Raw genomic sequence first — 25,745 nt, 5'->3', positions numbered from 1 at the left:
TTTCACCGATCTGTTGCGCAGCTTTGCCGGGAAAAATGGCGGCCGCCTCCGGAACGGGCGTTTCACGCCGGGGGTGAGCTCTGGGGCACCGATCTAAACGGATCTTTAACACTTGGCCCGCGCCAAGCCCCCTTTCGCTGACAGGTCCCTTGAGGTATCACGCGCGCCAATCCGACGTGCCGCGGCAGCCGCGTGCACGCGAATTGCAAACGAAGGAGAGCCAGATGGGCTATAAGGTCGTTGTCGCTGGCGCCACGGGCAACGTGGGCCGTGAAATGCTGAACATCCTCGCCGAGCGCGAGTTCCCGGTGGACGAGATCGCGGTGCTGGCATCGCGCCGCTCGCTCGGCACCGAAGTGAGCTTCGGCGACAAGACACTCAAGACCCAGGATCTCGCCACGTTCGACTTCACCGGCTGGGACATCGCACTTTTTGCCATCGGCTCGGATGCGACGAAGGAATACGCGCCGAAGGCTGCCGCCGCCGGCTGCGTGGTGATCGACAACTCGTCGCTCTACCGCTACGACCCCGACGTTCCGCTGGTGGTTCCGGAAGTGAACGCCGACGCGGTGCTGGGCTATGCCAAGAAGAACATCATCGCCAACCCGAACTGCTCGACGGCGCAGATGGTCGTGGCGCTCAAGCCGCTGCATGACCGCGCCAAGATCAAGCGCGTCGTGGTCTCGACCTACCAGTCGGTCTCGGGCTCGGGCAAGGAAGGCATGGACGAGCTCTGGGATCAGACCAAGGCGGTCTACAACCCGGTGACCGAGGTGCCGCCGAAGAAATACCCCAAGCAGATCGCCTTCAACGTCATCCCGCATATCGACGTCTTCATGGAAGACGGCTCGACCAAGGAAGAGTGGAAGATGGTCGCCGAGACCAAGAAGATTGTCGACCCGTCGATTAAGGTCACGGCGACCTGCGTGCGGGTGCCGGTCTTCGTCGGCCACGCCGAGTCGATCAACATCGAGACCGAGGATTTCCTCGACGAGGACGAGGCCCGCGACATCCTGCGCGAGGCGCCGGGCATCATGGTCGTCGACAAGCGCGAGGACGGGGGCTACGTCACGCCGGTCGAATGCGTCGGTGATTTCGCCACCTTCATCAGCCGCATCCGTCAGGACTCGACGATCGACAACGGCCTGAACTTCTGGTGCGTGTCGGACAACCTGCGCAAGGGCGCGGCTCTGAATGCGGTTCAGATCGCCGAGGTTCTGGGCCAGAAGGTGCTCAAGAAGGGCTGAGACGGGCATGCACCCGAAAGCTGATCGAGACGGGGCCCGCGCGGGCCCCGTTTTCGTTTCGGGCCGCGGCGCCGTCTCGGGATCGGCCTGTCCGAACGGATAGGGCGCCCATGCGGTTGCCACTAGGCCCTAGCCCTCGGGACGCTGGCAACGGGCGGCGGCGCCGCGCTAGACAGGGGGCGAGGCGGAGACCCCGCCGTGCATTGCGCCAGAACGGCAACTGATCCAAGCAGGAGCCCGGCCATGACCACCGATTTTCTCGCACTCGCCCGTGACCGTCGCATCGAAGCGCTGACCGCTCGCAGCCTGAGCCTGTGCCGCCGGCGCAGCCGCCCGGCGCGCCGCGCCTGTGTCCGGATCTTCCGCTGGCTCGGCCTTGCCTGCCGACCGGCGATCCCCGCGCCTCGCACGCCCGCTTTCTCTCTCGCCCTCTCCGGGGCGGCGGGGCGCGTCAGTTTCCCCCGCCGCCTGGACTGACTTCGAACGGTTCGATCAGGTCGGGATCGGCCTCCTCCCATGCGGGCCCGAGTGCGGCGCGGGCCAGCTGCACATGGGCATGGCCCGGGAACGGGCGCCCGAAGCGCCGCATCAGGGCGCTGTAGCTGTGCCCAAGCTCGGAGGCCTTGCACAGGCGCTGTCCGCCGGGATGGGCGTGCAGGGCGAGGCCGCCACCGGCTTCGTAGAACGCATAGCCCTTGGCGCGCAGCCGGCGGTCGAGATCGGCCCAGCCGCTGGCGCTGGCGAGATCCGCGGCGAGGAGGGCCTGCAAGGGGCCAAGGAGCTGCTCATCCGCCCGATTGAGCGTCTTCGCAGGATGGCTCTCGCGCCGGATCTCCGCCGCAAGCGCATCTCGGATCACCCGACCGATCGTCTCATCACGCTCGCGCGCGAGCCGCTGTGCCGCCTGATACAGCGGTGCGCTCAGTTTCAGGGTGAAAATCTCGTCTCGCATGCCCGTAAGCCTTGCGCGATCAAGGTTAACAGTAGGTTACAAAATCCGCAGAACGCTCTGTTTCCCCAGCGGCAACTTGTTGCCATAATTCGGGCCAATTCGAGTCGCATTTTCATCAAACTGGCAAGGAGATGACAGATGCGTAACGAGTTCCGCGCCACCGTCGGCGCAGCCCCCCTGACCCCCCAGCTCGACAGCGAAACCGCGGCCCTGCTCCGGCAGATACTGCTGCCGATCCTGGAAGCCGCGACCGACTGGCCCGGCCTCGCCGGCGCCCTGGCCCGCAAGGGCTATGCCCTGACCTTCCGCAGCGGTCGCATGGTGATCGTGCAGACCGAGACCGGCCGCCCGCTCAGCACCGGCCGCGGCCTCGGCATGCCGCTCTCGGTGCTCGCGGCGCGCCTCGGGCGCCCGGCGCTGCGGCTCAGCCGAGACGGGTGCTCGGCCGAACTGCACGCCTGAGCCCGGCTCAGATTTCCTCGAAGCGGCCCAGCTTGGGATCGAAGACCTCGATGCTGCCCTTGCCGATCTCGTGCCAGAGACCGTGCAGGGTCAGCTCTTCGTTCTCCACCGCCTCGCGCACGAAGGGGAAGGTCATCAGGTTCTCGAGCGAGGTCAGCACCGCCTGGTGCTCCAGCGCCTTCGAGACCTTGTCCTCGGGCAGATCCTTCACCTTCTCGTAACCGGGGCGCAGGATGTCCATCCAGCGGCCGACGAAGCTGGATTTCTCCTCCAGCGCCGGGGCCCGGCCCGAGCACATGTCGAGGCAACCCTTCACGCCGCCGCAGCTCGAGTGGCCCATGACGATGACATGCGCCACCTTAAGCGCGGTCACCGCGTATTCCACTGTGGCCGAGGTGCCGTGGTGGTCGCCATCGGGCTCGTAGGGCGGCACCAGGTTGGCGATGTTGCGGTGGATGAAGAACTCGCCGGTATCGGCCCCGAAAATCGAGGTCACGTGCACCCGGCTGTCGCAGCAGGAGATGATCATGGCGCGGGGATGCTGGCCCTCCGAGGCCAGTCGTTTGAACCAGGCGTGGTTCTCGGCATAGCTCGTCGCCTTCCAGCCATGGAAACGCTGCACGAGATATTGCGGAAGCGGCTTGGCGTCCTGCATGTCGTCCTCCTGTTCGGGTCACGCACCGGGCTTGGCAATACGCGGAATTCTTCCGGAATTCGAGAGAATAAATCGGCTTGGCCTAACCTTTTGGGAACTCCGTGCCGCTATCCCCCTCCGCCGTGGGGGAGGTGACGCATGGAGGCCGCTGTGGACCAGGTCGCAAGACTGACGCTGGCGGAACCGGCATTGGTCGATCCCGCGCGGCTCGCGCAGCTTTACGAACGCTTCGGCGCGCAGCGGGGCGAGGATCTCGTCTGCCGCGCGATGGAGGAGCTGGCCTTCCGCCTCGGACAGGCCGCGCGCCTTTACGAGACCGGAGATCGCGCCGAGTTGCGCAGCTGCGCCGGCGCCCTCGCCACCCTGGCCGACGAGATCGGCATGACCGTCCTGCGCCGCGTTGCGGAGAGCGTGGCGCTCTGTATCGACAGTGCCGATGCGGTGGCGCTGGCAGCGGTGCTGGCGCGCATGGCGCGGGTCGGAGAGCGCTCGCTCTACGCGATCTGGGATCTGCAGGACCTCACGATCTGAGGGCGCTGGCTGAGTGCACGGCTGAGCGCGCTGCTCTCGCCTGATCCATCTTGGGTTTGCGGGCGGCTCTCTAGGGTGAGCAGACCCCTCGACATCCGCCCTGGCGGCTTGGGTGGCGCCCGTCCCCGTTGGCTGCCGCACGGGGGATGATCCCTGTGCGATCGCGCCGCCGCCCGGATCTCTGCCGCGTGTGGAGGGCCTTGCAGGTCCGGCGGGCTGCGCTAGGCTCGCGCCAACTGACGTCCCTCCTAGAAAGGCCTCTCCCATGCCGTTCCGTTTCGCCGATCCCTCGACCCCGGCCCTGCCGCTTCACCTGATCGAGGCCGACGCCCTCTCGGACTGGCTCAAGGGGCAGCCAGAGGCGTGGCGTGGCTGGGTCACGGCGAGCGGCTTCTCCGGCGCCATCGGCGAGGCGCTGATCCTGCCCGGTGAGGATGGCGCCCCCGCCGCGGCGCTGGCGGGCTACGGCACCGCCGCCGCCCGCCGCCGGGGCCGCTTCGCTCTGGCCGCCGTGGTGGCGAAGCTCGGCACCGGCACGTACCGCATCGCCAGCGGTCTGCCGGACGAGACCGCCGCCGAGGAAGCGCTCGGCTGGCTGCTCGCGTCCTACCGCTTCACCCGCTATGCCGGCAGCCCCGCCTCCGGCGCGCAGCTCGTGGCGCCGGAGGGCATCGACGCCGCGCGCATCGAGATCCTCGCCAGCGCCGAGGCGCTGACCCGCGATCTGGTGAACACGCCCGCCTCCGACATGGGCCCGCAGGAGCTGGAGGAGGCCGCGCGCGCGCTGGCCGGCGAGTTCTCCGCGCAGATCGAGGTGACCACCGGGGCCGCGCTCGAGCAGGGCTTCCCGATGATCCACGCGGTGGGCCGGGCCAGCCCGCGCGCGCCGCGCCTGATCGACATGCGCTGGGGCGAGAGCGGCCCGACGCTGACGCTGGTCGGCAAGGGCGTCTGCTTCGACACCGGCGGGCTCAACCTCAAGCCCGGCAGCTCGATGGGGCTGATGAAGAAGGACATGGGCGGCGCCGCCAACGTGCTCGGCCTCGCCCGCGCCATCATGGCGCTGGAGCTGCCGCTGCGCCTGCGCGTGCTGATCCCGGCGGTCGAGAACTCGGTCGCGGGCGATGCCTTCCGCCCGCAGGACATCCTGAGCTCGCGCAAGGGCCTCACCGTCGAGATCAACAACACCGACGCCGAGGGCCGGCTGGTCCTGGCCGACGCGCTGGCGCTGGCCGACGAGGAAACGCCCGACCTCATCGTCTCCATGGCCACCCTGACCGGCGCCGCGCGGGTCGCGGTCGGGCCCGACCTCGCGCCATTCTACACCGATGACGAGCCGCTGGCCGCGGCGCTTTCCAGCAGTGGTACGGCGCAGGCCGACCCGCTCTGGCGGATGCCGTTCTGGGAGCCCTACGAGGCCAAGATCGAGCCCGGCATCGCCGATCTCGACAACGCGCCGGCGGGCGGCATGGCGGGCTCGATCACCGCCGCCCTCTTCCTGCGCCGCTTCGTGACCGATAGCCCGCGTTACGCTCATTTCGACATCTACGCCTGGAACCCGTCGCCGCTGCCGGCGCGGCCCAAGGGCGGCGTCGGGCAGGGCCCGCGCGCCATCCTCGCCGCGCTGCCGGAGGTGCTGGGCCTGTGAGCGACCGGCGCCTGACCGCCGCCAATGACCGGGTCGTCGCCCGCAGGCTCGCGACGGAGTTCCCCGAGCTGGTGCCGGTCGATCCTGTGGCCTCCTATGTCTGCGAGCCGGTGGTCGATCTCGTGGCCCGCCCCGGCGGTCGGCGCGAGCGGCAGCTGCGCTACGGCGACGCGTTCGAGCTGCTCGAGACCCGCGACGGCCTGGGCTTCGGCCTCGCGCCCGGCGCGGGCTATGCCGGCTGGGTGCCGGCCGAGGCGCTGCGCCCGGCGGCAGCACGAGGCACCCCGACCCACCGCGTCGCGGCGCGGCACACCCATGTCTACCCCGCGCCCGACTTCAAGAGCCGCGAGACCAGCGCCCTGTCGCAGCTCTCGTCTCTGGTGGTGACGGGGCGCGAGGGGCGGTTCTGCGAGACCGAGCTTGGCTGGGTGCCGACGATGCATCTCACCGATGCGCTGGCGGGCGACCCGGTCGCCGAAGCGGCGCGCTATCTCGGGACGCCCTATCTCTGGGGTGGCAATTCGGCCTTCGGCATCGACTGTTCGGGGCTGGTTCAGGCCGGGCTCTCGGCCTGCGGCATCGCTTGCCCGGGCGACAGCGACCTGCAGGAGAAGGCGCTGGGCGAGACGCTGGCGCCGGGCACGACGCCCATGCGCGGCGACTTGCTGTTCTGGAAGGGCCATGTCGCCTGGGTGTCGGATCCGGAGACCATCCTGCACGCCAATGCTTACCACATGGCCGTGGCCTATGAGGGGCTCGCGGAGGCGGTGGCGCGGATCGAGGCGCAGGGCGATGGCCCGGTGACCCGGCACGCGCGGTTGGGCTGAGCGCGGGCCTCTCGACCAGATGTGATGCACCGCTCGGGCCAAGCCGGTGTAGACTGGCCCAATGAAACCGCTCCTGCCCCTCCTGCTTCTCGCCGCGCCGGCGCTGGCCGACCCGCCCGAGATCGTTGCCACCGAGGCCGCGCGCCAGGGCGAGAACTGGCGCATCTCGGTCACCATCGCGCATCCTGATAGCGGCTGGGAGCATTATGCCGATGGCTGGCGGGTGGAGATGGAGGACGGCACCGTGCTCGGCACCCGCGTGCTGGCGCATCCGCACGAGACCGAGCAGCCCTTTACCCGGTCGCTCTCGGGCGTGTCGATCCCGGAAGGTACGGAGCGGGTCTTTCTCCGCGCGCGTTGCCTTGTCGATGGGTGGAGCGAGGAGCGCACCGTCCACGACCTGCCCTGACAGACCGGCTCTTCCCGTTGAAGGCGAAAGAGCGGCGCTTACCGCCGCCCTTCGCGCAGCCAGGCGCCGATGATGAAACCCGAGGCCAGGAGCAGCGTCAGCCAAGCTGGCAGCAGCGGGATCTGGCGCACGTCCATCGTCTCGTAGGCTTCGCGCGGGGTGAGGCCGATCCAGCCGCGCCCGGCGGCGGGGCGCCCGGCACTGACCGCGCGGATGCTCGGCAGACCGTCCTCGAGCGGCATCACGCCGCCGCGCATGGTGTCGATCACCGGCTCCAGCGCGTCGCCGCTGGCGATGGTCTGCTCGAACTCGCGCGGGGCAGCGGGGCCGAGGCCGATCACCGCCTCTTCGTCTCCCTCGCTCAGGCGGTAGAGCCCGATTTCCGGCCCCTCGTAAAGTGCCTCGAACCGGCCGGGGGAGACCTCCGAGAGCGTCACCTCCTCGGTCTCGCCGTCGGGGCGGGTCACGGTGACGGCGCCCACGCCCTCGCCCAGCGAGCGGCGGATGATGCGCATGGTCTGGCCATTGGCCTCGGCCCAGAGCGCCTCTTCCTCGAGCTCGGGCTCCTTCATCATCCAATGCGCCAGACGGCGCAGCAGGTCGAGCTGCGGGCCGCCGCCCTCGTAGCCGCGCGACCAGAGCCAGGCCTGATCTGAGCCTAGCAGCGCCACGCGGCCTTCGCCGACCCGGTCGAGGATCAGAAGCGGCTTCTCGTCGACGCCAGACATCACCACGTCGCCCTCGAGCGGGTCGAGCTCGATCTGGCGTAGCCAGCGGCCCCAGCTTTCCGGATCGCCCATGCCGGCGGTGACTGGATGGCGCTCGCCAAGTTCGGTGACGCGCGGGCGGTAGCCCTCGTCGATGACGCGGGCGGTGGGTTCGGCGGGTAGGATCTCGGAGAGCGGCGAGCGGTAGATCGAGTCCGCGCTGGCGAAATCGGGGCCCGCGGCCACCAGCACGGCGCCGCCGTTCTCGACGTAGTTGCGGACGTTGTCGAGGTAGATCGCCGGCAGGATGCCGCGGCGCTTATAGCGGTCGAAGATGATCAGGTCGAAATCGTCGATCTTCTCGAGAAATAGCTCGCGGGTGGGAAATGCGATCAGCGACAGCTCGGTGACCGGCACGCCGTCCTGCTTCTCGGGCGGGCGCAGGATGGTGAAATGCACGAGATCGACCGAGCTGTCGGATTTCAGCAGGTTGCGCCAGGTCCGGCCGCCGGCATGCGGCTCGCCTGAGACCAGCAGCACGCGCAGCCGGTCGCGCACGCCGTTGATCTGGACCAGCGCGGCGTTGTTGCGGTCGGTCAGCTCGCCCTCGGCCTCCGGAGTCGAGAAGCGGATGACGTTGAGCCCGCCATGCGGCAGCTCGATCGGCAGCTCGACATCCTGCCCGATGGGCACGGTGAACTGCTGCGGCTCGGCGCCGTCGACCGAGATGTCGAGCCGGGTATCGGTGGCACCCGGGGCGGCGCCGTCATCTTGCACCCGCAGCGTCAGCGTCACCGGCTCGCCGAGGATGGCGAAGGCCGGGGCGTTCTGCACGATGAGGCGACGGTCCCAGTCGCTCTCGCGGCCGGTCATCAGCAGGTGCATGGGGGCGGGTAGGTTGGGCGCGCGCTCGAGATCGTGCAGCCGCCCGTCCGAGAGCAGGAAGATCCCGGCGATGCGGCCGCGCGGTTCCTCGGCCATGGCGGTGGAGAGCGCGGTCATCAGCTGGGTGCCGGTGTCACCCTCGCCATCGCCGAGCTCGATGCGGCGGATCTCGGTGTTGGGCCGCGCCTCGATGCGGGCCTCCAGCGTGTCGGCGGCCTCTTCGGTGACATTGAGCCGGTCGGCCAGGCGCTGCGAGGCGCTCTTGTCGACCACCATCAGCACGATATCCGAGAGCGGCGCGCGGTCTTCCTCCTGGAAGGAGGGCTGGGTCAGCGCCGCGACGAGGATCAGCCCCGCGAAGAAGCGCAGCGGCCAGCCGTTGAGCCCTCGCCACAGCGCGAGGATCACGCCCGCGAGCGCCACGGCGCCAAGCGCGTAGATGGCGGCCCACGGCAGCAGCGGGTCGAAAACGATCTGTCCGGTCATTGGCCAAGCCTGTCGAGCAGCGCGGGCACGTGCACCTGGTCGGATTTGTAGTTGCCGGTGAGCACGTGCATCACGAGGTTGACACCGAAGCGATAGGCGATCTCGCGCTGGCGCTCGCCGGCGAAGCCCGAGCCGATGCGCACCAGAGGGTTGCCCCGCTCGTCCATCGCCCAGGCGGAGGCCCAGTCGTTGCCGCCGATCACCACCGGGGTCACGTTGTCATTGAGGTTGCGGAACGGCATGCCCTCGATCAACTCCGCATCGGGAGCGGCGGCCTCCACCCAGACATCGCGACTGGCGTAGCGGCCGGGGAAATCCTGCAGCAGATAGAAGGTGCGGGTGAGCACGTGGTCCTGCGGGATCGGCTCCAGCGGCGGGATGTCGAGCGGGGCGGCCAGCTGTTGCAGCTTGCGGCCCTCGGCGCTCGAGGCACCGAAGCCGGCCACGTCGGAATCGCGGGTGTCGAAGAGGATCATCCCGCCCGAGCGCAGGTAATCATTGAGCTTGGCATAGGCGGCGTCCGAGGGCACTGGCTGGGCGGCGGTGACCGGCCAGTAGAGCATCGGGAAGAAGGCCAGCTCGTCGGTCTCGAGATCGACGCCCACCGGGTCGGCGGGCTCGACGGAAGTCCGGAAGAACAGGATCTCCGACAGGCCGCGCAGCCCGGCCTGCGCGAGATCGTCGAGCTGGCGGTCGCCGGTCAGCACATGCGCCAGTGTCACCTCCGAGGCGGCGAGCATGGCGGCGGCCTCGTCTCCGGCGGTGCTGTCCTGCGCGCGGGAGGGGGCGGGCGTCAGGCTCAGCGCGACGGCGGCGAGGATAGCCGCAGTCCCGGCGCGGGGCCGGGCGCCGCCGAGGCGGCCCGAGAGGGCCAGGGAGGCGATGACGTCGGCCAGCAGCAGCGCGATGGCGCCGGCGAGAAGCCAGCCGGCGAGCGGCGTTTCCGCCGGGCGCGACAGCCCCTCGACGCTGATCCGCTCGGGCCAGACCGCCGGCTCGAACACGCTCTCGGCACCGACCACGTTGCGCGCGAGGCTGCGGTCCTCGCCCTGGTAGAGCCCGGGCATGAGATCGGGGCCGAGCGCCGCGCTGAGCAGCACCTCGCCTTCGACGCCCGGCAGATTGCCCGCATCCCCCACGCGGCCGAAGGCATCGAGCACGCGCAGCGGCTGCCAGATCGTGCCCTGCAGATCCTCTGCCGCAGGCGCCGCGGGCATCGACGAGACCGCCAGCCGTTCGAGCATCTGCACGAAGAGCCCCGAGAGCGGCAGGCTCGACCATTCGGCGTTGGCGGTGACGTGGAACAGCACGACCTGCCCCTGGCCCACGCGCTTGCGGGTCACCAGCGGCGTGCCGTCGGTCAGTTGCGCGATCACCCGCGCCGCCAGCGTCGGGTCGGGCTGGGCCATGACCTGCGAGGTCACGGTGACATCCTCGGGGATCGCGAGGCCGAAGAACGGGCTCTCCTCGCCGAAAGGGGCCAGCGATTTCGGCTCGCCCCAGCTCATCGCGCCGCCGACGCTTCGACCCCCGGCGCGCAGGCGCACCGGCATCAGCGGATCTTCCTCGCTGCGGCTCACGTCGCTGGCGGCAAGGCGCGGCCCGGCGAAACGCAGCAGCGTGCCGCCGGACTCGAGCCACCCCAGCACCCCGGATTGCTCGCCCGGAGAGAGGGTTGCGACATCGGCCAGCACGATCACATCGGGGTTGGCGGGCAGCACCTCTTCGAGCGTGCCGTCGAGCAGGTCGGCGGTGGGCTCGAGCGCGCGGTCGAGGAAGTGCAGCGGCGAGAGCAGCTCCAGCCCCTCGCGGTTCTCGTTGCCGGCGATCAGCGCCACCTCGCGGCGGCGCAGGCTGTCATCGGGCAGGGTCACCGCTCCGGCGCTGCGGGCGCCCTCGATCTCGAAACGGGTGATGCGGGCGCGCAGCTCGGCGGGCAGGTTCAGCTCCAGCTCGGCGGAGGTCGCCGCCTGCTCGAAGATCACCGGGTTGCGCACCAGAACCGCCGGGTTGCCCGCCGGGTCGAGCCCGTGGCCGGCGATGGTGACCTCGGCTTCCGGGCCGGGGCGCAGCCGGTGCAGGCTCAGCAGCACATGGCCATCCTCGAACCGGGCAGGCGCGAGCGTGTAATGGGCGCGGGGACTCTCGAAAACGGTCACCTCGCCGTGCCCCTCCAGCGCTTCCAGCAGCGGCGCGCGGCTGTCGCGGGCCAGCCCGTCGGACATCCAGTAGCTGTCGAAATCCTGATCCGGCAGCATCTCTATGGCGCGCTCGACGCGCTCGGCGTCGGGCTGCCACGGCTCGGGAAGGATGCCGGTCAGGCGCGATTGCAGCACGCCCGCGGCCTGGAACTGCGGCGCCTCCGGCGCGGTCAGGCGCAACAGCGCGACGGGCCGCGCCTCACGCTCGGCGCGGGCGAGCAGCGTGTCGAGCGCGTCCTGCCGCTGGCGCCAGTCCGAGGCGCTGGACCAGCTCGCATCCATCACCACCAGAAGTGGGCCCGACCCGGCCTCGGCGCCGCTCTGTTCCTGCGGATTCAGTACCGGGCCGGCGAGCCCGATGATCACCGCCGCCACCGCCAGCATCCGCATCAGCAGCAGCCACCACGGCGTGCGGTCGGTGACCTGCTCCTCGTCCTTCAGGCCGAGCAGCAGCACCACGCCGGGAAACATCCGACGGATCGGCGCCGGCGGCACGGCGCGCAGGATGATCCACAGGACCGGCAAAGCCAGCAGCCCGAGCAGCAGCCAGGGCGCGGTGAAGCCGAGGGGGCCGAGAATCGTCATCCGTGGCCTCCGTCCATCGCACGATATACCCACAGCAGCGCCGACTGGGCGCTGTCGGAGGTATGATGACACATGTATTGCCAGCCCGTTAACCGCGACAATCGGTCGAGCCGGTCCTTGCGCTCCGCCAGCCGCTCGAGATAGCGGGCCCGCAGGTCGCCTGCCTTGAGCGTCTCATGCGCCACGCTGCCGCCGACGCTCTCGAAGATCGTGCGCCCCTTGAAGGGAAAGCTCTCCTCGGTCGGGTCGAGCACCTGTAGGAGCACGCCGCGCACGCCGCGGTCGGCGGCCTTGGTGAGCGCCGCCTCGACGGGAGCCAGATCACCGAGGAAATCCGACACGAACATCGCCCTGGAATGCGGGATCATGCCACGCGCCTCGGGCTCGGAATAATCCTCAGTGCTGTCGGTCGAGAGCGCCTCGGCCAGCCGCAGCACCTGCACGTCGCCATTGCGCGGCGGCAGCTGCCAGCCGGTGAAGCCCACCCGCTCGCCGCCGCGGATCAGCAGGATCGCGGTGGCCAATGCCACGAGCCGGGCGCGGTCGCCTTTCTGCGGCAGGTTCTGGTCCGAGGTGAAGCGCATCGAGGCGCCGTGATCGACCCAGAGTTGCACGCTCTGGGCAATCTGCCATTCGCGCTCGCGCACGAACTGCTCATCGCCGCGGCCGGAGCGGCGCCAGTCGATGTTGCGGTAGCTGTCGCCCGAGCGCAGCGGGCGGTATTGCCAGAAATCGTCGCCCATGCCGGCGCGGCGGCGGCCGTGCTCGCCCAGGAGCACGGTGCCGGCGAGATGCTCGGCGCGGGCCAGCAGCGCCGGAAAGCGGCTGGCTTCCTGCTGCGCGTCGCGGCGGAGGTAGGTGACGCTGTCGCTCAAGCCGCGGCCTCGGTGCGGGTGAGCCCGCCCGCGATGTCGTCGATGATGGCGCCGAGATCCTCGCCGCGCGCGCGGGCCGAGAAGGTCAGCGCCATGCGGTGCACCAGCACCGGCCGCGCCATGTCGATCACGTCGGCAGGCGAGGGCGCCAGCCGGCCCTCGAGCAGGGCACGGGCGCGCACCGTCATCATCAGCGCCTGCGCGGCCCGCGGGCCGGGCCCCCAGGCCACGGTTTCGCGCACCCGCTCGGAGGCGGCGGGATCGTTGGGGCGGAAGGCGCGCACCAGGTCGAGGATCATCTCGACCACGGCATCGCCCACCGGCATCCGGCGCAGCAGGGTCTGCGCCGCCATCAGGCTCGCGGGATCGAAGACCTGGTGTGCCTGCGCATCCTCGGTGCCGGTGGTGGCGAGCAGGATGTCCTTCTCGGTCTTGCGGTCGGGATAGGCGACGTCGATCTGCACGAGGAAACGGTCGAGCTGGGCCTCGGGCAGCGGGTAGGTGCCCTCCTGCTCGATCGGGTTCTGCGTTGCCAGAACGTGGAAGGGCAGCTCGAGCGGGCGGGTCTCACCGGCCACGGTCACCACCTTTTCCTGCATCGCCTGCAGCAGCGCCGACTGGGTGCGCGGCGAGGCGCGGTTGATCTCGTCGGCCATCAGCAGCTGGCAGAAGATCGGGCCGGGGATGAACTTGAAAGCGCGCGAGCCGTCGCTGCCGGTCTCGAGTACCTCGGAGCCGAGGATGTCGGCGGGCATCAGGTCGGGGGTGAACTGGATGCGGTTGCCGTTGAGCCCCATCACCGTCGACAGCGTCTCGACGAGGCGGGTCTTGCCGAGGCCGGGCAGGCCGATCAGCAGCGCGTGGCCACCGCAGAGCAGCGAGGCCAGCGTCAGGTCGACCACCCGTTCCTGCCCGATGAAGCGGCTGTTGATGGCGCGCTTGGCTTCGGCCAGCTTCTCCTCGAGCGCTTCGATCTCCGCGACCAGATCCTCGGCCATGCGCTGACTCCCTTGAAATACCCTGTTTACGAGTCAACTCTATCCCGGGCTTGGAAAATGGCAAAAGCAATGACGGCACAAAATTCCGTGACACCCTCCGCAGACGGGCTCGCTGCCTCCGCACGCGCCATCGAAGGCCGCGGGCTGCCCCCGGTTCACAAGTGGAACCCGCCCTTTCTGGGCGATATCGACATGCGCATCGCCCGGGACGGGACGTGGTATTACCTCGGCTCGCCCATCGAGCGACCGGCAATGGTCAAGCTGTTCTCGTCGATCCTTCGCAAGGACGGCGAGGAGTACGTGCTCGTCACGCCGGTCGAGAAGGTGGGAATCACCGTCGAGGATGCGCCCTTCGTCGCCACGGATTTCGAGGCCGAGGGGGAAGGCGCGGCGCAGGTCCTGACCTTCCGCACCCATGTGGGCGACGAGGCGGTCGCGGGCCCGGATCACCCGATCCGCGTCGCCACCGATCCCGAGACTGGCGAGCCCTCGCCCTACGTTCTGGTGCGCGCCAATCTCGAGGCGCTGATCGATCGCAAGAGCTTCTACCGGCTGGTCGAGCTCGGCACCGAGCACGAGCAGGACGGCGCGCGCTGGTTCGGGGTCTGGTCCTCGGGTGCCTTTTTCCCCATCAGCCCGGCTGACGATCTCGCGGACTGAGCGTTCGGGCATCAACGCGCTTTGTCTGCAGGCATTTGCGTGGCATCGTCGGGCGCACCGGGTTGAGGCGGAGACGAGCCAAAGATGACCATCACGCTGCATCAGGCCTTGATCCTCAAGGGCCTCGCCGTCCTGCTGATGTTTGCCCATCACCTCTTTGGACTGCCAACCCTGATCCATCCGCCGGCCGCCTATGTCTCTACGGTGCCGGGGCTGCCGCTCGACTACATGATCGGCCGTTATGGCAAGGTCTGTGTTGCGCTCTTCCTGCTGCTCACCGGCTACGGGCTTGCCGCAAGCGGCGCTGTCGACCGGGCCGCGACGTTGAGACGGGTGCGGCGCTTCTTTATGGCCTACTGGGTCTATTTCGCACTGCTGATCGGCATCGGTGCGGTGTTCTTCGGCGACGTGATGACCGGCCGCGGCCCACGCTTCTCGGTGGAGCCTGTGCGGCTGGTCACCAATGCGCTCGCCCTGCGGCATGACTATGCCTACGAATGGTGGTTCGCCGAGGTCTACCTGCTGCTCCTGCTGCTCTCACCGTTCCTCGTGCCTCTGGGCCGCCGCCCGGGGGCGCTGCTTGCCAGCTGCCTGCTGGCCTTCGTGGCGGGAGCGGCGCTCGACGTGGCCGGGCTGCGCCTTCCGGTGCTGACGCCTGCGAACCTGCTGATCTGGCAACTCCCGTTCGTCTTCGGCGTGGTTCTGGCAACGCAGGATCTGCCGCGCATGCGCGCCGCGCTGACCCCGCTGCGGGCCGCCATCCTGCTCGTCGCCGGGACGGTCGCGGTCGAGCTCGCCGCGCCGAAAGCGATGACGCCGTGGCTGATCCTGAGCTGTCCCGCCTCGTTGATCCTGCTGCATCGGCTGATCGGGCTGCGCCGCGCTCCGACCGCGGCGCTCGCCTTCATCGGACAGCGTGCCCTGCCGCTGTGGCTGGTGCACCCGTTCCTCTGCTACTACTTCGCCCAGCCCCTGGTCTACGCGCCGCGCTGGGCGCCGCTGGTGTTCCTCTGGCTGCTGATCCTGACGCTGGCCATCGTGCTCCCGGTCGAGGCGCTGCGCAGCCGGGCCTTTGCCCGGACGCCGCTCCGCCCCGCCGGCTGAGCCTCTGCCGCGCTCAGTCGCCGAGCTTGGCGTGCACCTCGTCGAGGTCGATCTCGCCGATCGGCAGCTTGTTGGCCGGGTTTTCGAAATCGTATTTGAAGAGCTCGAAGTCGCGCTTGTAGATCTCGTAGACCAGATGCATCGACAGGTCGTCGAAATAGTCCTCCACCGGATGCAGCCGCTTTGGTCCGTGGCCCTCGGACTCGTTGAAACGCGGGATCGCCGAAAGATCGACCGCGTGCGGCGTGCGGATGTTGTCGAGCACCGCCTGCATGCCGTCATTGAACTTCTCGGTCCAGAAGATCTGGTCGTAGCGCCCGCCATTGACGATGAAGGTCGAGACATGGCCCGAGACCGCCGACCAGTGGATGTCGGGCTCCATCGGGCGGCGCCAGCGGATGGTATCGCGCACGAAGAGCAGGAAGCGGCGGAAGCTGCGGACCTGATCGAACTCGTCCTTGCCGTCCTCGCCGCCAACCTCGATGCCGTATTTCTGCACCAGAAGCGGCACCAGATTGCCGCGGTAGCGCTTGCCGTTGCGCTGGATGCCGCAGATCTTGTCGAAGAAGCTCGAGAGCACGCGGGTGTAGGGGTTGCGCACGCAGCTGAAGGCATAGGAGGCGTGGGTTTTCACGTTGGCCCGGATGATCGGCTGGCTGTCGTCGCGCCCCCATTTGTGCAGGCCTTCCTGCGCGTCATGGATATCGCCGTCATAGAACCGGCCGTGATCGGAGTAATACATGATCTGGCCGATCGTCGAGCAGGCGCATTTCGGCACCACCCGATACACCACGCTCTCGCTTTCGGTCATCCACGTGCCCGGAAACCCCATCTGCCCTGCCTCCCGTATGCGCGCCTTGGTCGCGCAGCCTGTTCACGACGCGTCGTGCGCCAACGCCTGATGAATTGTTATGCGCCTGTGATCGCAAAAAATCAGACAAACCCGGTTTCTTCAACGCCCGTTCGGCTTTATCAACGGAGTGGAGCGGCCAAAATTAGGGCAGACGGTTCCCTCAATGGCAAAGATTGCCTTCATCCTCCTGTGTCACAAGGATCCTGACGCCGTCATCAAGCAGGCGCAGAGCCTGACCGCCGTGGGCGATTACATGGCGATCCATTTCGACGCCCGCGCCTCGCAAGCCGATTACGACAAGATCCGCAGCGCACTGGCCGACAATCCCAGCGTGGCCTTCGCCAAGCGTCGGGTGAAATGCGGCTGGGGCGAGTGGAGCCTCGTGCAGGCGACGCTGAACGCCATCGAGACGGCGGCAGAGGCGTTTCCGCGTGCGTCGCATTTCTACATGCTCTCGGGCGATTGCATGGCGATCAAATCGGCCGAATACGCGCATGACTTCCTCGACCGGCGCGACGTCGATTACATCGAGAGCTTCGATTACTTCCATTCCGACTGGATCAAGACAGGTTGGAAGGAGGAGCGGCTGGTCTACCGTCACTGGTTCAACGAGCGCACCCAGAAGAAGCGCTTCTACGCGATGTTCGAGCTTCAGAAGCGGCTCGGCCTGACGCGCCGAATCCCGGCGGATATCGAGGTGATGATCGGCTCGCAATGGTGGTGCCTGCGCCGGCGCAGCATCGAGGCGATGCTCGCCTTCTGCCGCGACAGGCCCGACGTGCTGCGCTTCTTCCGCAGCACCTGGATCCCCGACGAGACCTTCTTCCAAACGCTGGTGCGCCATCTTGTGCCGGAGCGCGAGATCGACAGCCGCTCGCTGACCTTCCTGATGTTCACCGATTACGGCATGCCGGTGGTGTTCTACAACGACCACTACGATCTGCTGCTGGCGCAGGATTACCTCTTCGCCCGCAAGATCAGCCCGGAGGCGCATGAGCTCAAGCGGCGCCTGGGCGTGCTCTATGCCTCCGAGGGGGTAAGCTACCAGATTTCCAACGAGGGCCAGTCGCTGTTTCGCTTCCTGACCGGCAAGGGGCGGATCGGACGCCGCTTCGCGCCGCGCTTCTGGGAGGCCGAGAGCTCGCTGGGGCGCGAGCGCGAGCTGCTGATCGTGGTGTGCAAGAAGTGGCACGTGGCCAAGCGCCTGGCCGAGCGCATCCGGGCGCAGACCAACATTCCCTGCATCGAGTACCTGTTCAACGAGGAGGGCTGCGAGCTGCCCGATCTCGGCGGTATCCAGTCAAGCATGAGCAAGCGCCATCGCCACCGGCGCGCGATGATGCGCATGCTGTTCGAGTTCTACGAGAGCGAGCGGCTGGTGATCTGCCTAGATCCGCAGAATCTCGACCTGCTCGAGGATTTCTGCCGCGACCGGTCGGTGTCGCGCCTGCTCGAGATCGAGTGCCAGTTCAGCGACGCATATCTCCGGGGCCACGCGATGCGGGCCGGGCTGGCGGGCGAGCGGACGCCAACGGAGACGCTGAACCGCTTGCTGCCGACGCTGCGCAACGACATGCTGCACGAGAGCGACCGCATCCGCGACGCCCAGTTCGACAATCACCTGCGCATGCGCGAGATCGATCCGCCCGATGTCAACGCGCGGGCCCTCGCGGCCTTCCTGAGCCTGCCCGAGGATACCGCCCGCACGCTCGCCAACACCGAAAACCTGTTCGTCGATTGAGGATAGAATGGCCTACACCTACGACCCCCAGAACATCTTCGCCAAGATCCTGCGGGGAGAGATCCCCAATGATACCGTGCTCGAGACCGAGCACAGCCTCGCCTTCAACGACATCCGGCCGCAGGCGCCGATCCACGTGCTTGTGATCCCCAAGGGCGCCTACGTGACCTACGACGATTTCGCCGCCAACGCTTCGGATGCGGAGATCATCGACTACACCCGCGCCATCGCGAAGGTCTGCGCGATGAAGGGGGTCGAGGCCGACGGCTTCCGGATGATCTCGAATGCCGGCGAGAACGGCGTCCAGGAGGTGCCGCATCTGCACGTGCACATCCTCGGCGGTCGCGGCCTTGGCCGGATGCTCGAGCGCGGCTGAGCCCTCCTGCCAGGCGGCGCGACCTTGCGGCCGCACTGGTTGCCTCGCCGCCACCTCGCGGTGGCGGCTCACGGTCCTGGCCGGCCTGACGCCTTTGCCGGGATCCGGTGCGAACGGGGAGGTCCGGCCTTCCTCCGGCGGGAGTATTTTTGACGAAGAGAAGCCAGGAGCGCTTGCCCCGGTTTCTTCTGGCCGAAAATATCCCGGGGGAGTCCGCGCCCCACGCGGACGGGGGCAGCGCCCCCGATCCGGTCTCAGCCGACCACGTTGAACGCCGGGCCGTAGGGATAGCCGGTGATGTTGTCGTTGCCGGTTTCGGTGATCACCAGGATGTCGTGCTCCCGGTAACCGCCGGCACCGGGCGTGCCCTCGGGGAGGGTCAGCATCGGCTCCATCGAGATCACCATGCCGGGCTCGAGCACCGTGTCGATATCCTCGCGCAGCTCGAGCCCGGCCTCCCGGCCATAGTAATGCGACAGCACGCCGAAGGAGTGGCCGTAGCCGAAGGTGCGGTATTGCAGCAGGTCGCGCTCGGCGAAGAAGGCGTTGATCGCCCTAGTGACCTCGGCGCAGCTTACCCCGGGCTTCAGGAGCGACATGCCGTATTCATGCGCCGCCACGTTGGCCTCCCAGATCTTCAGGGACGCGTCGTCGACCTCGCCGACGAAGAGCGTGCGTTCCAGCGCCGTGTAATAGCCCGAGATCATCGGGAAGGTGTTGAGCGACAGGATGTCGCCGCGTGCGAGCTTGCGCGCGGTCACCGGATTGTGGGCACCGTCGGTGTTGATGCCCGACTGGAACCAGACCCAGGTGTCGCGGTACTCGGCATCCGGGAAACGCTTCGCGATCTCCAGTTCCATCGCATCGCGTCCGGCCATGGCGATGTCGACCTCGCGCGCGCCCTCGCGGATCGCCTCGCGGATGGCGTAGCCGCCGACATCGGCAACCTGCGCGCCCTGTCGGATCAGCGCGATCTCGGCGGCGGACTTGTGCATCCGCTGGCGCATCGTCGCCGGTGCGATGTCCAGCGTCACCGAGGGCTTGAGGAAGTCTTCCAGCAGGTCGCGCTGCACCAGCGTCAGGTGATCGCCCTCGAAGCCGATGGCCGCGCCCTCGCCGGTCACCGAGCGGATCGCGCGCCAGTAGTTGTTCCGGGCCCAGTCGGTATAGGTGATGTTGTCGCCGTGGCAGCGGCGCCAGGGCTGCGCGGCGTCGATGCCGGCGCTGATCGTGACGCTCTCGGTCTCGGTCACCACCAGCGCGTAGGGGCGGCCGAAGCTGCAATAGAGGAAGCCCGAGTAATAGGCGATGTTGTGCATCGAGGTGAAGACGCAGGCGGTGACACCGGCGGTGTCCATGCTCGCGCGCAGCCCCTCGAGGCGCGCGTCATATTCCTCGGGCGCGAACGGCAGGACGCGGTCGCCCTGGTGGAAACGGTAGAATTCGGGGCGGTCCATGTGAGGCCCTCCTTTGAAGTCGCGGAGGGTCGGACCCGACCCTGCCGCAGTGGCAAAGCAAGGTCCCGGCGTGCAGGACAGGTGAGTTCGGGCATGCCTTGGCGGCACCGGCGACGCCATCGCCTGCCCGGGGCGAAGATGCTGCGGGCCGGCGGGTTTGGCAAGTGAAATTGCGCGACCGCGTGGCGGCGCAGGGCAGGGCACGAAAAAGGGCGCCCGCAGGCGCCCTTTGGTCAGTCGCAAGCCTGCGGCCTCACTCCTGCGGGATCACCCGCAGCGACAGCTCCATGAGCTGGTCCGAGCTCGGCTCGGAAGGGGCCTGCATCATCAGGTCCTCGGCGCGCTGGTTCATCGGGAACATGATGACCTCGCGGATGTTCGAGGTGCCGGCCAGCAGCATCACGATGCGGTCGATGCCGGCGGCGCAGCCCCCGTGCGGCGGGGCGCCGTACTGGAACGCGGTGTAGAGGCCGGCGAAGCGTTTCTTGACCTCGTCCTCGCCGTAGCCGGCGATTTCGAAGGCCTTCAGCATGACCTCGGGCTTGTGGTTCCGGATCGCGCCCGAAACCAGCTCGTAGCCGTTGCAGGCGAGGTCGTACTGGTAGCCTTTGACCGCCAGCGGGTCGCCCTCGAGCGCCTCGGCCCCGCCCTGCGGCATGGAGAACGGGTTGTGCTCGAAATCGATCGCGCCGGTTTCCTCGTCCTTCTCGTAGATCGGGAAGTCGACGATCCAGGCGAAGGCGAAGCGGTTCTTCTCGGTCAGGCCGAGCTCCTCGCCGATCACGTCGCGGGCTTTGCCGGCGACGCGCTGGAAGCTCGCCGCCTTGCCGCCGAGGAAGAACGCCGCGTCGCCGACGCCGAGGCCCAGCTGCTGGCGGATCGCCTCGGTGCGCTCGGGGCCGATGTTCTTGGCCAGCGGGCCGGCGGCCTCGAGGCCCTCGCCCTGGTCGCGCCAGAAGATGTAGCCCATGCCGGGCAGACCCTCTTTCTGGGCGAAGGCGTTCATCCGGTCGCAGAACTTGCGCGAGCCGCCGGTGGGGGCGGGGATGGCGCGGATCTCGGTGCCGTCCTGCTCGAGCAGCTTGGCGAAGATCGCGAAGCCGGAGCCGCGGAAATGCTCGGAGACGTCCTGCATCTCGATCGGGTTGCGCAGGTCGGGCTTGTCGGTGCCGTATTTCAGCGCCGCCTCGTTATAGGGGATCTGCGGCCAGCTCGCGGGATCGTCGACCTTGGCGCCCTCGCCGAACTCTTCAAAGACGCCCGCGATCACCGGCGAGATCGTGTCGAACACGTCCTGCTGGGAGACGAAGCTCATCTCCATGTCGAGCTGGTAGAAATCGGTGGGCGAGCGGTCGGCGCGCGGATCCTCGTCGCGGAAGCAGGGGGCGATCTGGAAATACTTGTCGAAGCCCGACACCATGATCAGCTGCTTGAACAGCTGCGGCGCCTGCGGCAGCGCGTAGAACTTGCCCGGGTGCAGACGGCTCGGCACCAGGAAGTCGCGCGCGCCCTCGGGCGACGAGGCGGTGATGATCGGCGTCTGGTACTCGCGGAAGCCCTTGTCCCACATGCGGCGGCGCATCGAGGCGACGACGTCGGAGCGCAGGGTCATCGAGCGCTGCATCTCCTCGCGGCGCAGGTCGAGGTAGCGATAGCGCAGGCGGGTTTCCTCGGGGTATTCCTGCTCGCCGAAGACCATCAGCGGCAGCTCCTTCGCGGTGCCGAGCACCTCGATGTCGCGCACGAAGACTTCGATCTCGCCGGTGGGCAGCTTGGGGTTTACCAGATCGGCGTCACGCGCCTTCACGGTGCCGTCGATGCGGATGCACCATTCGGAGCGGACTTTCTCGACCTCGGCGAAGACCGGGCTGTCGGGATCGCAGAGCACCTGCGTCATGCCGTAATGGTCGCGCAGGTCGATGAACAGGATGCCGCCGTGATCGCGGATGCGGTGGACCCAGCCCGAGAGACGGACGGTCTCGCCGACGTTCTCCTTGGTCAGCGCGGCGCAGGTGTGCGTGCGGTAGGCGTGCATATCGGGAGCCCTTTGGAAGATGCTGGAAAGTTAGGCGCCGATACACCGCGCGGAGGCCCGGAAGTCAAGGGAATGGGGCCGCTATCTTGGCGAAAACCCGGCAGGGGCGGTCCTGGCCGTGATCCGGGGCCGGTTTCGGGATGCTTGGGGCGCCGTTCTCGGGGGAGGGAATCGCCCTTGCGTGAGCTCGGCGCGATGCGTTGCATCTGACCGCCGCCCCTTGGTGGCCCGCCGTGCCCTGCGTCCGGCGTGGCGACATCTCCGGGAGTCTCCGGCGGTGCGATCGACGAGACAATGGCCAAGGGCGGGGCCTGCGACGCGCGGCATGGTCGCAGACCGTACCCGTTTCACGGCAGCGCTACCGGAGCTGCGCGCGCGGCGTGTGCTGCGCGCCTTCCGGCTCGGGCGCGTCTATCTCGTTGCCGGTGAAGCAACTTTCGAGCGGGGCTCCAAGAGTGCCTTCGGCCTCCGGCTCGCGCTCAGGCGGTGCGCCTTGCCCGATCGCCGCGGTGCCGGCGGCCCCTACGTCAGGCGGCAAGAATTTTCGTCCGAAAATTCTTCGCGCCGGCCCGCGACAGCGCGAACGGTATGGGGTTGCAGCGCGCCTTCCGATCTCTATAACGCACGACAATTTGCGGGCAGCAGCGACTCTCTCCGCCGCTTTGCCGTGCCCGCCTGAAACGCCCCGGAATACGCTCAAGTCAGAGGTCGAGACATGCCCAAGAGAACCGATATCAAATCCATCATGATCATCGGCGCAGGGCCCATCATCATCGGCCAGGCCTGCGAGTTCGACTATTCCGGTGCCCAGGCCTGCAAGGCCCTGCGCGAAGAGGGCTACCGGGTCATCCTGGTGAACTCGAACCCGGCCACCATCATGACCGACCCCGAGCTCGCCGACGCCACCTATATCGAGCCGATCACCCCCGAGGTCGTCGCCAAGATCATCGAGAAGGAGCGCCCCGACGCGCTGCTGCCGACGATGGGCGGTCAGACCGGCCTCAACACCTCGCTGAAGCTCGAGGAAATGGGCGTGCTCGAGAAATACGGCGTGGAGATGATCGGCGCCAAGCGCGAGGCCATCGAGATGGCCGAGGATCGCGCGCTGTTCCGCGAGGCGATGGACCGCATCGGCCTCGAGAACCCGGCCGCCACCATCGTCACCGCGCCCACCAAGCCCGACGGCAAGGCCGATCTCGACGCCGGCGTCGCCATCGCGCTCGAGGCGCTCGAGACCATCGGCCTGCCTGCAATCATCCGCCCCGCCTTCACCCTGGGCGGCACCGGCGGCGGCGTGGCCTACAACCGCGAAGACTACATCCACTACTGCCGCACCGGCATGGATGCCTCGCCGGTGAACCAGATTCTCGTCGACGAGTCGCTGCTGGGCTGGAAGGAATTCGAAATGGAGGTGGTCCGCGACAAGGCGGACAACGCGATCATCGTCTGCGCCATCGAGAACGTCGACCCGATGGGCGTGCACACCGGCGACTCGATCACCGTGGCCCCGGCGCTGACCCTGACCGACAAGGAATACCAGATCATGCGCAACGGCTCGATCGCCGTGCTGCGCGAGATCGGCGTCGAGACCGGCGGCTCCAACGTGCAATGGGCGGTGAACCCGGAAAACGGCCGCATGGTCGTCATCGAGATGAACCCGCGCGTGTCGCGCTCCTCGGCGCTGGCCTCCAAGGCCACCGGCTTCCCGATCGCCAAGATCGCCGCGAAGCTCGCCGTGGGCTACACGCTCGACGAGCTCGACAACGACATCACCAAGGTGACCCCGGCGAGCTTCGAGCCGACCATCGACTACGTCGTCACCAAGATCCCGAAATTCGCCTTCGAGAAATTCCCGGGCTCGGAGCCCTACCTCACCACCGCGATGAAATCGGTGGGCGAGGCGATGTCGATCGGCCGCACGATCCACGAATCGATGCAGAAGGCGCTGGCTTCGATGGAATCCGGCCTCACCGGCTTCGACGAGGTCGAGATCGAGGGCGCACCGGAGAAATCCGCCGTCATCAAGGCGATCAGCCAGCAGACCCCGGATCGACTCCGCACCATCGCGCAGGCGATGCGCCACGGCCTTTCGGATGACGAGATCCACGGCGTGACGATGTTCGACCCGTGGTTCCTTGCCCGCATCCGCGAGATCGTCGAGGCCGAGGAAGAGGTCCGCACGAACGGCCTGCCCAAGGAGGCCGAGGGCATGCGCCAGCTCAAGATGATGGGCTTCACCGATGCCCGCCTCGCCAAGCTGACCGGCTTCTCCGAGAAGGACGTGCGCGGCCGCCGTTCGTCGCTCGGCGTCACCGCCGTGTTCAAGCGCATCGACACCTGCGCCGCCGAGTTCGAGGCCCAGACCCCCTACATGTATTCCACCTACGAAGAGCCGATGATGGGCGAGGTGGAATGCGAGGCGCGGCCCTCGGAAAAGAAGAAGGTCGTCATCCTTGGCGGCGGTCCGAACCGGATCGGCCAGGGCATCGAGTTCGATTACTGCTGCTGTCACGCCTGCTTCGCGCTCACGGAAGCCGGCTACGAGACCATCATGATCAACTGCAACCCCGAGACCGTGTCGACCGACTACGACACCTCGGACCGGCTGTATTTCGAGCCGCTCACCTTCGAGCACGTGATGGAGATCCTGCGGGTCGAGCAATCGAACGGCACCCTGCACGGCGTGATCGTGCAGTTCGGCGGCCAGACCCCGCTGAAGCTCGCCAATTCGCTCGAGGCCGAGGGCATCCCGATCCTCGGCACCACCCCCGACGCCATCGACCTCGCGGAAGACCGCGAGCGCTTCCAGGCGCTGGTGCACGAGCTCGAGCTCAAGCAGCCGAAGAACGGCATCGCCTCGACCGATGGTCAGGCGCTCGCCATCGCCGACGAGATCGGCTTCCCGCTGGTGATCCGCCCGTCCTACGTTCTGGGCGGCCGGGCGATGGAGATCGTCCGCGACATGGCCCATCTCGAGCGCTACATCAAAGAGGCCGTGGTGGTCTCGGGCGACAGCCCGGTGCTGCTCGACAGCTATCTCGACGGCGCCGTCGAGCTCGACGTGGATGCGCTCTGCGATGGTGAGGCGGTGCACGTGGCGGGCATCATGCAGCATATCGAGGAGGCCGGCGTGCACTCGGGCGACTCTGCCTGCTCGCTGCCGCCCTACTCGCTCTCCGATGACGTGATCGCGCGGGTGAAGGTTCAGACCGAGGCGCTGGCCAAGGCGCTCAACGTGGTCGGCCTGATGAACGTGCAGTTCGCCGTCAAGAACGACGAGATCTACCTCATCGAGGTCAACCCGCGCGCCTCGCGCACCGTGCCCTTCGTCGCCAAGGCCACCGACTCGGCCATCGCCTCGATCGCCGCGCGCATCATGGCGGGCGAGAAGCTCTCGGCCTTCCCGCTGCGCGAGGGCTACGCCGCCGATACCGACTATGACAGCGACGTGCCGATCGCCGACCAGATGACCTTGGCCGATCCGAACATGCCGTGGTTCTCCGTGAAGGAAGCGGTGCTGCCCTTCGCCCGCTTCCCGGGCGTCGACACCATCCTCGGCCCCGAGATGCGCTCGACCGGCGAGGTCATGGGCTGGGACCGCTCCTTCCCGCGCGCCTTCCTGAAGGCGCAGATGGGCGCCGGCACCCACCTGCCGCACGAGGGCGCGGTGTTCCTGTCGATCAAGGATGCCGACAAGACCGAGCAGATGCTCGAGGCCGCCAAGGTGCTGGTCGAGATGGGCTTCACCCTGATCGCCACCGGCGGCACCGCCAAGTTCCTCGAGGCGGCGGGGATCACCTGCGAGCAGGTCAAGAAGGTCTACGAGGGGCGCCCGAACGTGGTCGACCTGATGAAGGACGGTGGCATCCAGCTGGTGCTCAACACCACCGAGGGCAATGCCGCGGTCGAGGACAGCCGCGAGATCCGCTCGGTCGCGCTCTACGACAAGATCCCATATTTCACCACCGCCGCCGGTGCCCACGCCGCGGTGATGGCGATGAAGGCCCGCGAGGAGGGGGAAATCGTGGTGAAGTCGCTGCAGGGGTGAAGC

At 68.0% G+C, this 25,745-nt stretch carries 21 protein-coding genes; 12 read left to right on the top strand and 9 right to left on the bottom strand.

Annotated features, from left to right (window positions below):
• The first annotated feature begins 224 nt into the window (after positions 1-224).
• Together KUV62_RS07605 and KUV62_RS07600 are read left to right on the top strand one after the other, a co-directional pair.
• Positions 225-1,247 (top strand): aspartate-semialdehyde dehydrogenase, encoded by a 1,023-nt coding sequence (locus KUV62_RS07605; protein ID WP_222603093.1) that lies wholly within the window; start codon positions 225-227, stop codon positions 1,245-1,247.
• Between the two features lie 243 nt (positions 1,248-1,490).
• Entirely contained in the window at positions 1,491-1,724 is a 234-nt protein-coding gene (locus KUV62_RS07600; protein WP_222603092.1) for a hypothetical protein, read from the top strand.
• Here the strand turns inward: KUV62_RS07600 and KUV62_RS07595 are convergent.
• The gene (locus tag KUV62_RS07595; RefSeq protein ID WP_222603091.1) at positions 1,699-2,199 is read right to left on the bottom strand and encodes a relaxase/mobilization nuclease domain-containing protein; all 501 of its coding nucleotides are present in this window, start codon (positions 2,197-2,199) and stop codon (positions 1,699-1,701) included. The genes KUV62_RS07600 and KUV62_RS07595 overlap by 26 nt on opposite strands.
• Before the next feature lie 138 nt (positions 2,200-2,337).
• Between KUV62_RS07595 and KUV62_RS07590 the strand changes: the two genes are divergently transcribed.
• Positions 2,338-2,661: a hypothetical protein gene (locus KUV62_RS07590; protein WP_222603090.1), complete on the top strand. Its 324-nt coding sequence runs from the start codon at positions 2,338-2,340 to the stop codon at positions 2,659-2,661.
• Positions 2,662-2,668: 7 nt separating this feature from the next.
• Here KUV62_RS07590 and KUV62_RS07585 read toward each other — a convergent pair whose 3' ends face one another.
• Positions 2,669-3,316 carry a carbonic anhydrase gene (locus KUV62_RS07585; RefSeq protein ID WP_007795044.1) on the bottom strand — a complete coding sequence of 216 codons (648 nt, stop codon included), beginning with the start codon at positions 3,314-3,316 and terminating at the stop codon, positions 2,669-2,671.
• A gap of 138 nt (positions 3,317-3,454) precedes the next feature.
• On the opposite strand from KUV62_RS07585, the gene KUV62_RS07580 reads away from it, so the two are divergent.
• The 4 genes from KUV62_RS07580 (at position 3,455) to KUV62_RS07565 (ending at position 6,731) form a co-directional block, all read left to right on the top strand.
• Positions 3,455-3,847 carry a hypothetical protein gene (locus tag KUV62_RS07580; protein ID WP_222603089.1) on the top strand — a complete coding sequence of 131 codons (393 nt, stop codon included), beginning with the start codon at positions 3,455-3,457 and terminating at the stop codon, positions 3,845-3,847.
• Between the two features lie 265 nt (positions 3,848-4,112).
• The gene (locus tag KUV62_RS07575; RefSeq protein WP_222603088.1) at positions 4,113-5,495 is read left to right on the top strand and encodes a leucyl aminopeptidase family protein; all 1,383 of its coding nucleotides are present in this window, start codon (positions 4,113-4,115) and stop codon (positions 5,493-5,495) included.
• Positions 5,492-6,322 carry a C40 family peptidase gene (locus KUV62_RS07570; RefSeq protein ID WP_222603087.1) on the top strand — a complete coding sequence of 277 codons (831 nt, stop codon included), beginning with the start codon at positions 5,492-5,494 and terminating at the stop codon, positions 6,320-6,322. The genes KUV62_RS07575 and KUV62_RS07570 overlap by 4 nt, the downstream gene beginning before the upstream one ends.
• Positions 6,323-6,383: 61 nt before the next feature.
• Complete coding sequence (locus KUV62_RS07565) at positions 6,384-6,731, top strand: hypothetical protein (RefSeq protein WP_222603086.1); 348 nt, start codon at positions 6,384-6,386, stop codon at positions 6,729-6,731.
• A gap of 38 nt (positions 6,732-6,769) precedes the next feature.
• Here the strand turns inward: KUV62_RS07565 and KUV62_RS07560 are convergent, their stop codons facing one another.
• From KUV62_RS07560 to KUV62_RS07545, 4 genes are read right to left on the bottom strand one after another with little or no spacing between them, the layout of a single operon-like run.
• Positions 6,770-8,809, bottom strand: coding sequence for a hypothetical protein (locus KUV62_RS07560; RefSeq protein ID WP_222603085.1), 2,040 nt, complete (start codon positions 8,807-8,809; stop codon positions 6,770-6,772).
• Positions 8,806-11,595: a DUF4159 domain-containing protein gene (locus tag KUV62_RS07555; protein ID WP_222603084.1), complete on the bottom strand. Its 2,790-nt coding sequence runs from the start codon at positions 11,593-11,595 to the stop codon at positions 8,806-8,808. Before KUV62_RS07555 ends, KUV62_RS07560 begins: the two co-directional genes overlap by 4 nt.
• Positions 11,592-12,470, bottom strand: a complete 879-nt coding sequence (locus KUV62_RS07550) for a DUF58 domain-containing protein (RefSeq protein WP_222603083.1) — start codon at positions 12,468-12,470, stop codon at positions 11,592-11,594. Before KUV62_RS07550 ends, KUV62_RS07555 begins: the two co-directional genes overlap by 4 nt.
• A complete protein-coding gene (locus tag KUV62_RS07545) occupies positions 12,467-13,468 on the bottom strand; it encodes an AAA family ATPase (RefSeq protein ID WP_222603082.1) in 1,002 nt (333 codons plus the stop codon). Before KUV62_RS07545 ends, KUV62_RS07550 begins: the two co-directional genes overlap by 4 nt.
• A gap of 69 nt (positions 13,469-13,537) precedes the next feature.
• Here KUV62_RS07545 and KUV62_RS07540 point away from each other — a divergent pair, with 69 nt between their 5' ends.
• Both KUV62_RS07540 and KUV62_RS07535 read left to right on the top strand, forming a co-directional pair.
• Positions 13,538-14,128 (top strand): DUF1285 domain-containing protein, encoded by a 591-nt coding sequence (locus KUV62_RS07540; RefSeq protein ID WP_222603081.1) that lies wholly within the window; start codon positions 13,538-13,540, stop codon positions 14,126-14,128.
• Positions 14,129-14,212: 84 nt separating this feature from the next.
• The gene (locus KUV62_RS07535; protein WP_222603080.1) at positions 14,213-15,232 is read left to right on the top strand and encodes an acyltransferase family protein; all 1,020 of its coding nucleotides are present in this window, start codon (positions 14,213-14,215) and stop codon (positions 15,230-15,232) included.
• Positions 15,233-15,245: 13 nt separating this feature from the next.
• On the opposite strand, the gene KUV62_RS07530 is transcribed toward KUV62_RS07535, so the two are convergent.
• Positions 15,246-16,064 (bottom strand): sulfotransferase family protein, encoded by an 819-nt coding sequence (locus KUV62_RS07530; RefSeq protein WP_222603079.1) that lies wholly within the window; start codon positions 16,062-16,064, stop codon positions 15,246-15,248.
• A 184-nt stretch (positions 16,065-16,248) separates the two neighbouring features.
• Between KUV62_RS07530 and KUV62_RS07525 the strand changes: the two genes are divergently transcribed.
• Both KUV62_RS07525 and KUV62_RS07520 read left to right on the top strand, forming a co-directional pair.
• The gene (locus tag KUV62_RS07525; protein ID WP_222603078.1) at positions 16,249-17,826 is read left to right on the top strand and encodes a DUF5928 domain-containing protein; all 1,578 of its coding nucleotides are present in this window, start codon (positions 16,249-16,251) and stop codon (positions 17,824-17,826) included.
• A 7-nt stretch (positions 17,827-17,833) separates the two neighbouring features.
• The gene (locus KUV62_RS07520; RefSeq protein WP_222603077.1) at positions 17,834-18,202 is read left to right on the top strand and encodes a histidine triad nucleotide-binding protein; all 369 of its coding nucleotides are present in this window, start codon (positions 17,834-17,836) and stop codon (positions 18,200-18,202) included.
• 254 nt (positions 18,203-18,456) lie between these two features.
• Here the strand turns inward: KUV62_RS07520 and KUV62_RS07515 are convergent, their stop codons facing one another.
• Together KUV62_RS07515 and aspS are read right to left on the bottom strand one after the other, a co-directional pair.
• Positions 18,457-19,659 carry a M24 family metallopeptidase gene (locus KUV62_RS07515; RefSeq protein WP_222603076.1) on the bottom strand — a complete coding sequence of 401 codons (1,203 nt, stop codon included), beginning with the start codon at positions 19,657-19,659 and terminating at the stop codon, positions 18,457-18,459.
• A gap of 253 nt (positions 19,660-19,912) precedes the next feature.
• Entirely contained in the window at positions 19,913-21,694 is a 1,782-nt protein-coding gene (gene aspS, locus KUV62_RS07510) for an aspartate--tRNA ligase (RefSeq protein WP_222603075.1), read from the bottom strand.
• 715 nt (positions 21,695-22,409) lie between these two features.
• Here aspS and carB point away from each other — a divergent pair.
• Positions 22,410-25,742, top strand: coding sequence for a carbamoyl-phosphate synthase large subunit (carB, locus tag KUV62_RS07505; protein WP_222603074.1), 3,333 nt, complete (start codon positions 22,410-22,412; stop codon positions 25,740-25,742).
• The last annotated feature ends 3 nt before the right edge of the window (positions 25,743-25,745 follow it).

Source organism: Salipiger bermudensis (assembly GCF_019801965.1).
Classification (GTDB): Bacteria; Pseudomonadota; Alphaproteobacteria; order Rhodobacterales; family Rhodobacteraceae; genus Salipiger; species Salipiger bermudensis_A.
Note: the sequence above shows the minus strand (reverse complement) of the source record. Positions and strands in the feature narration are given on the sequence as shown.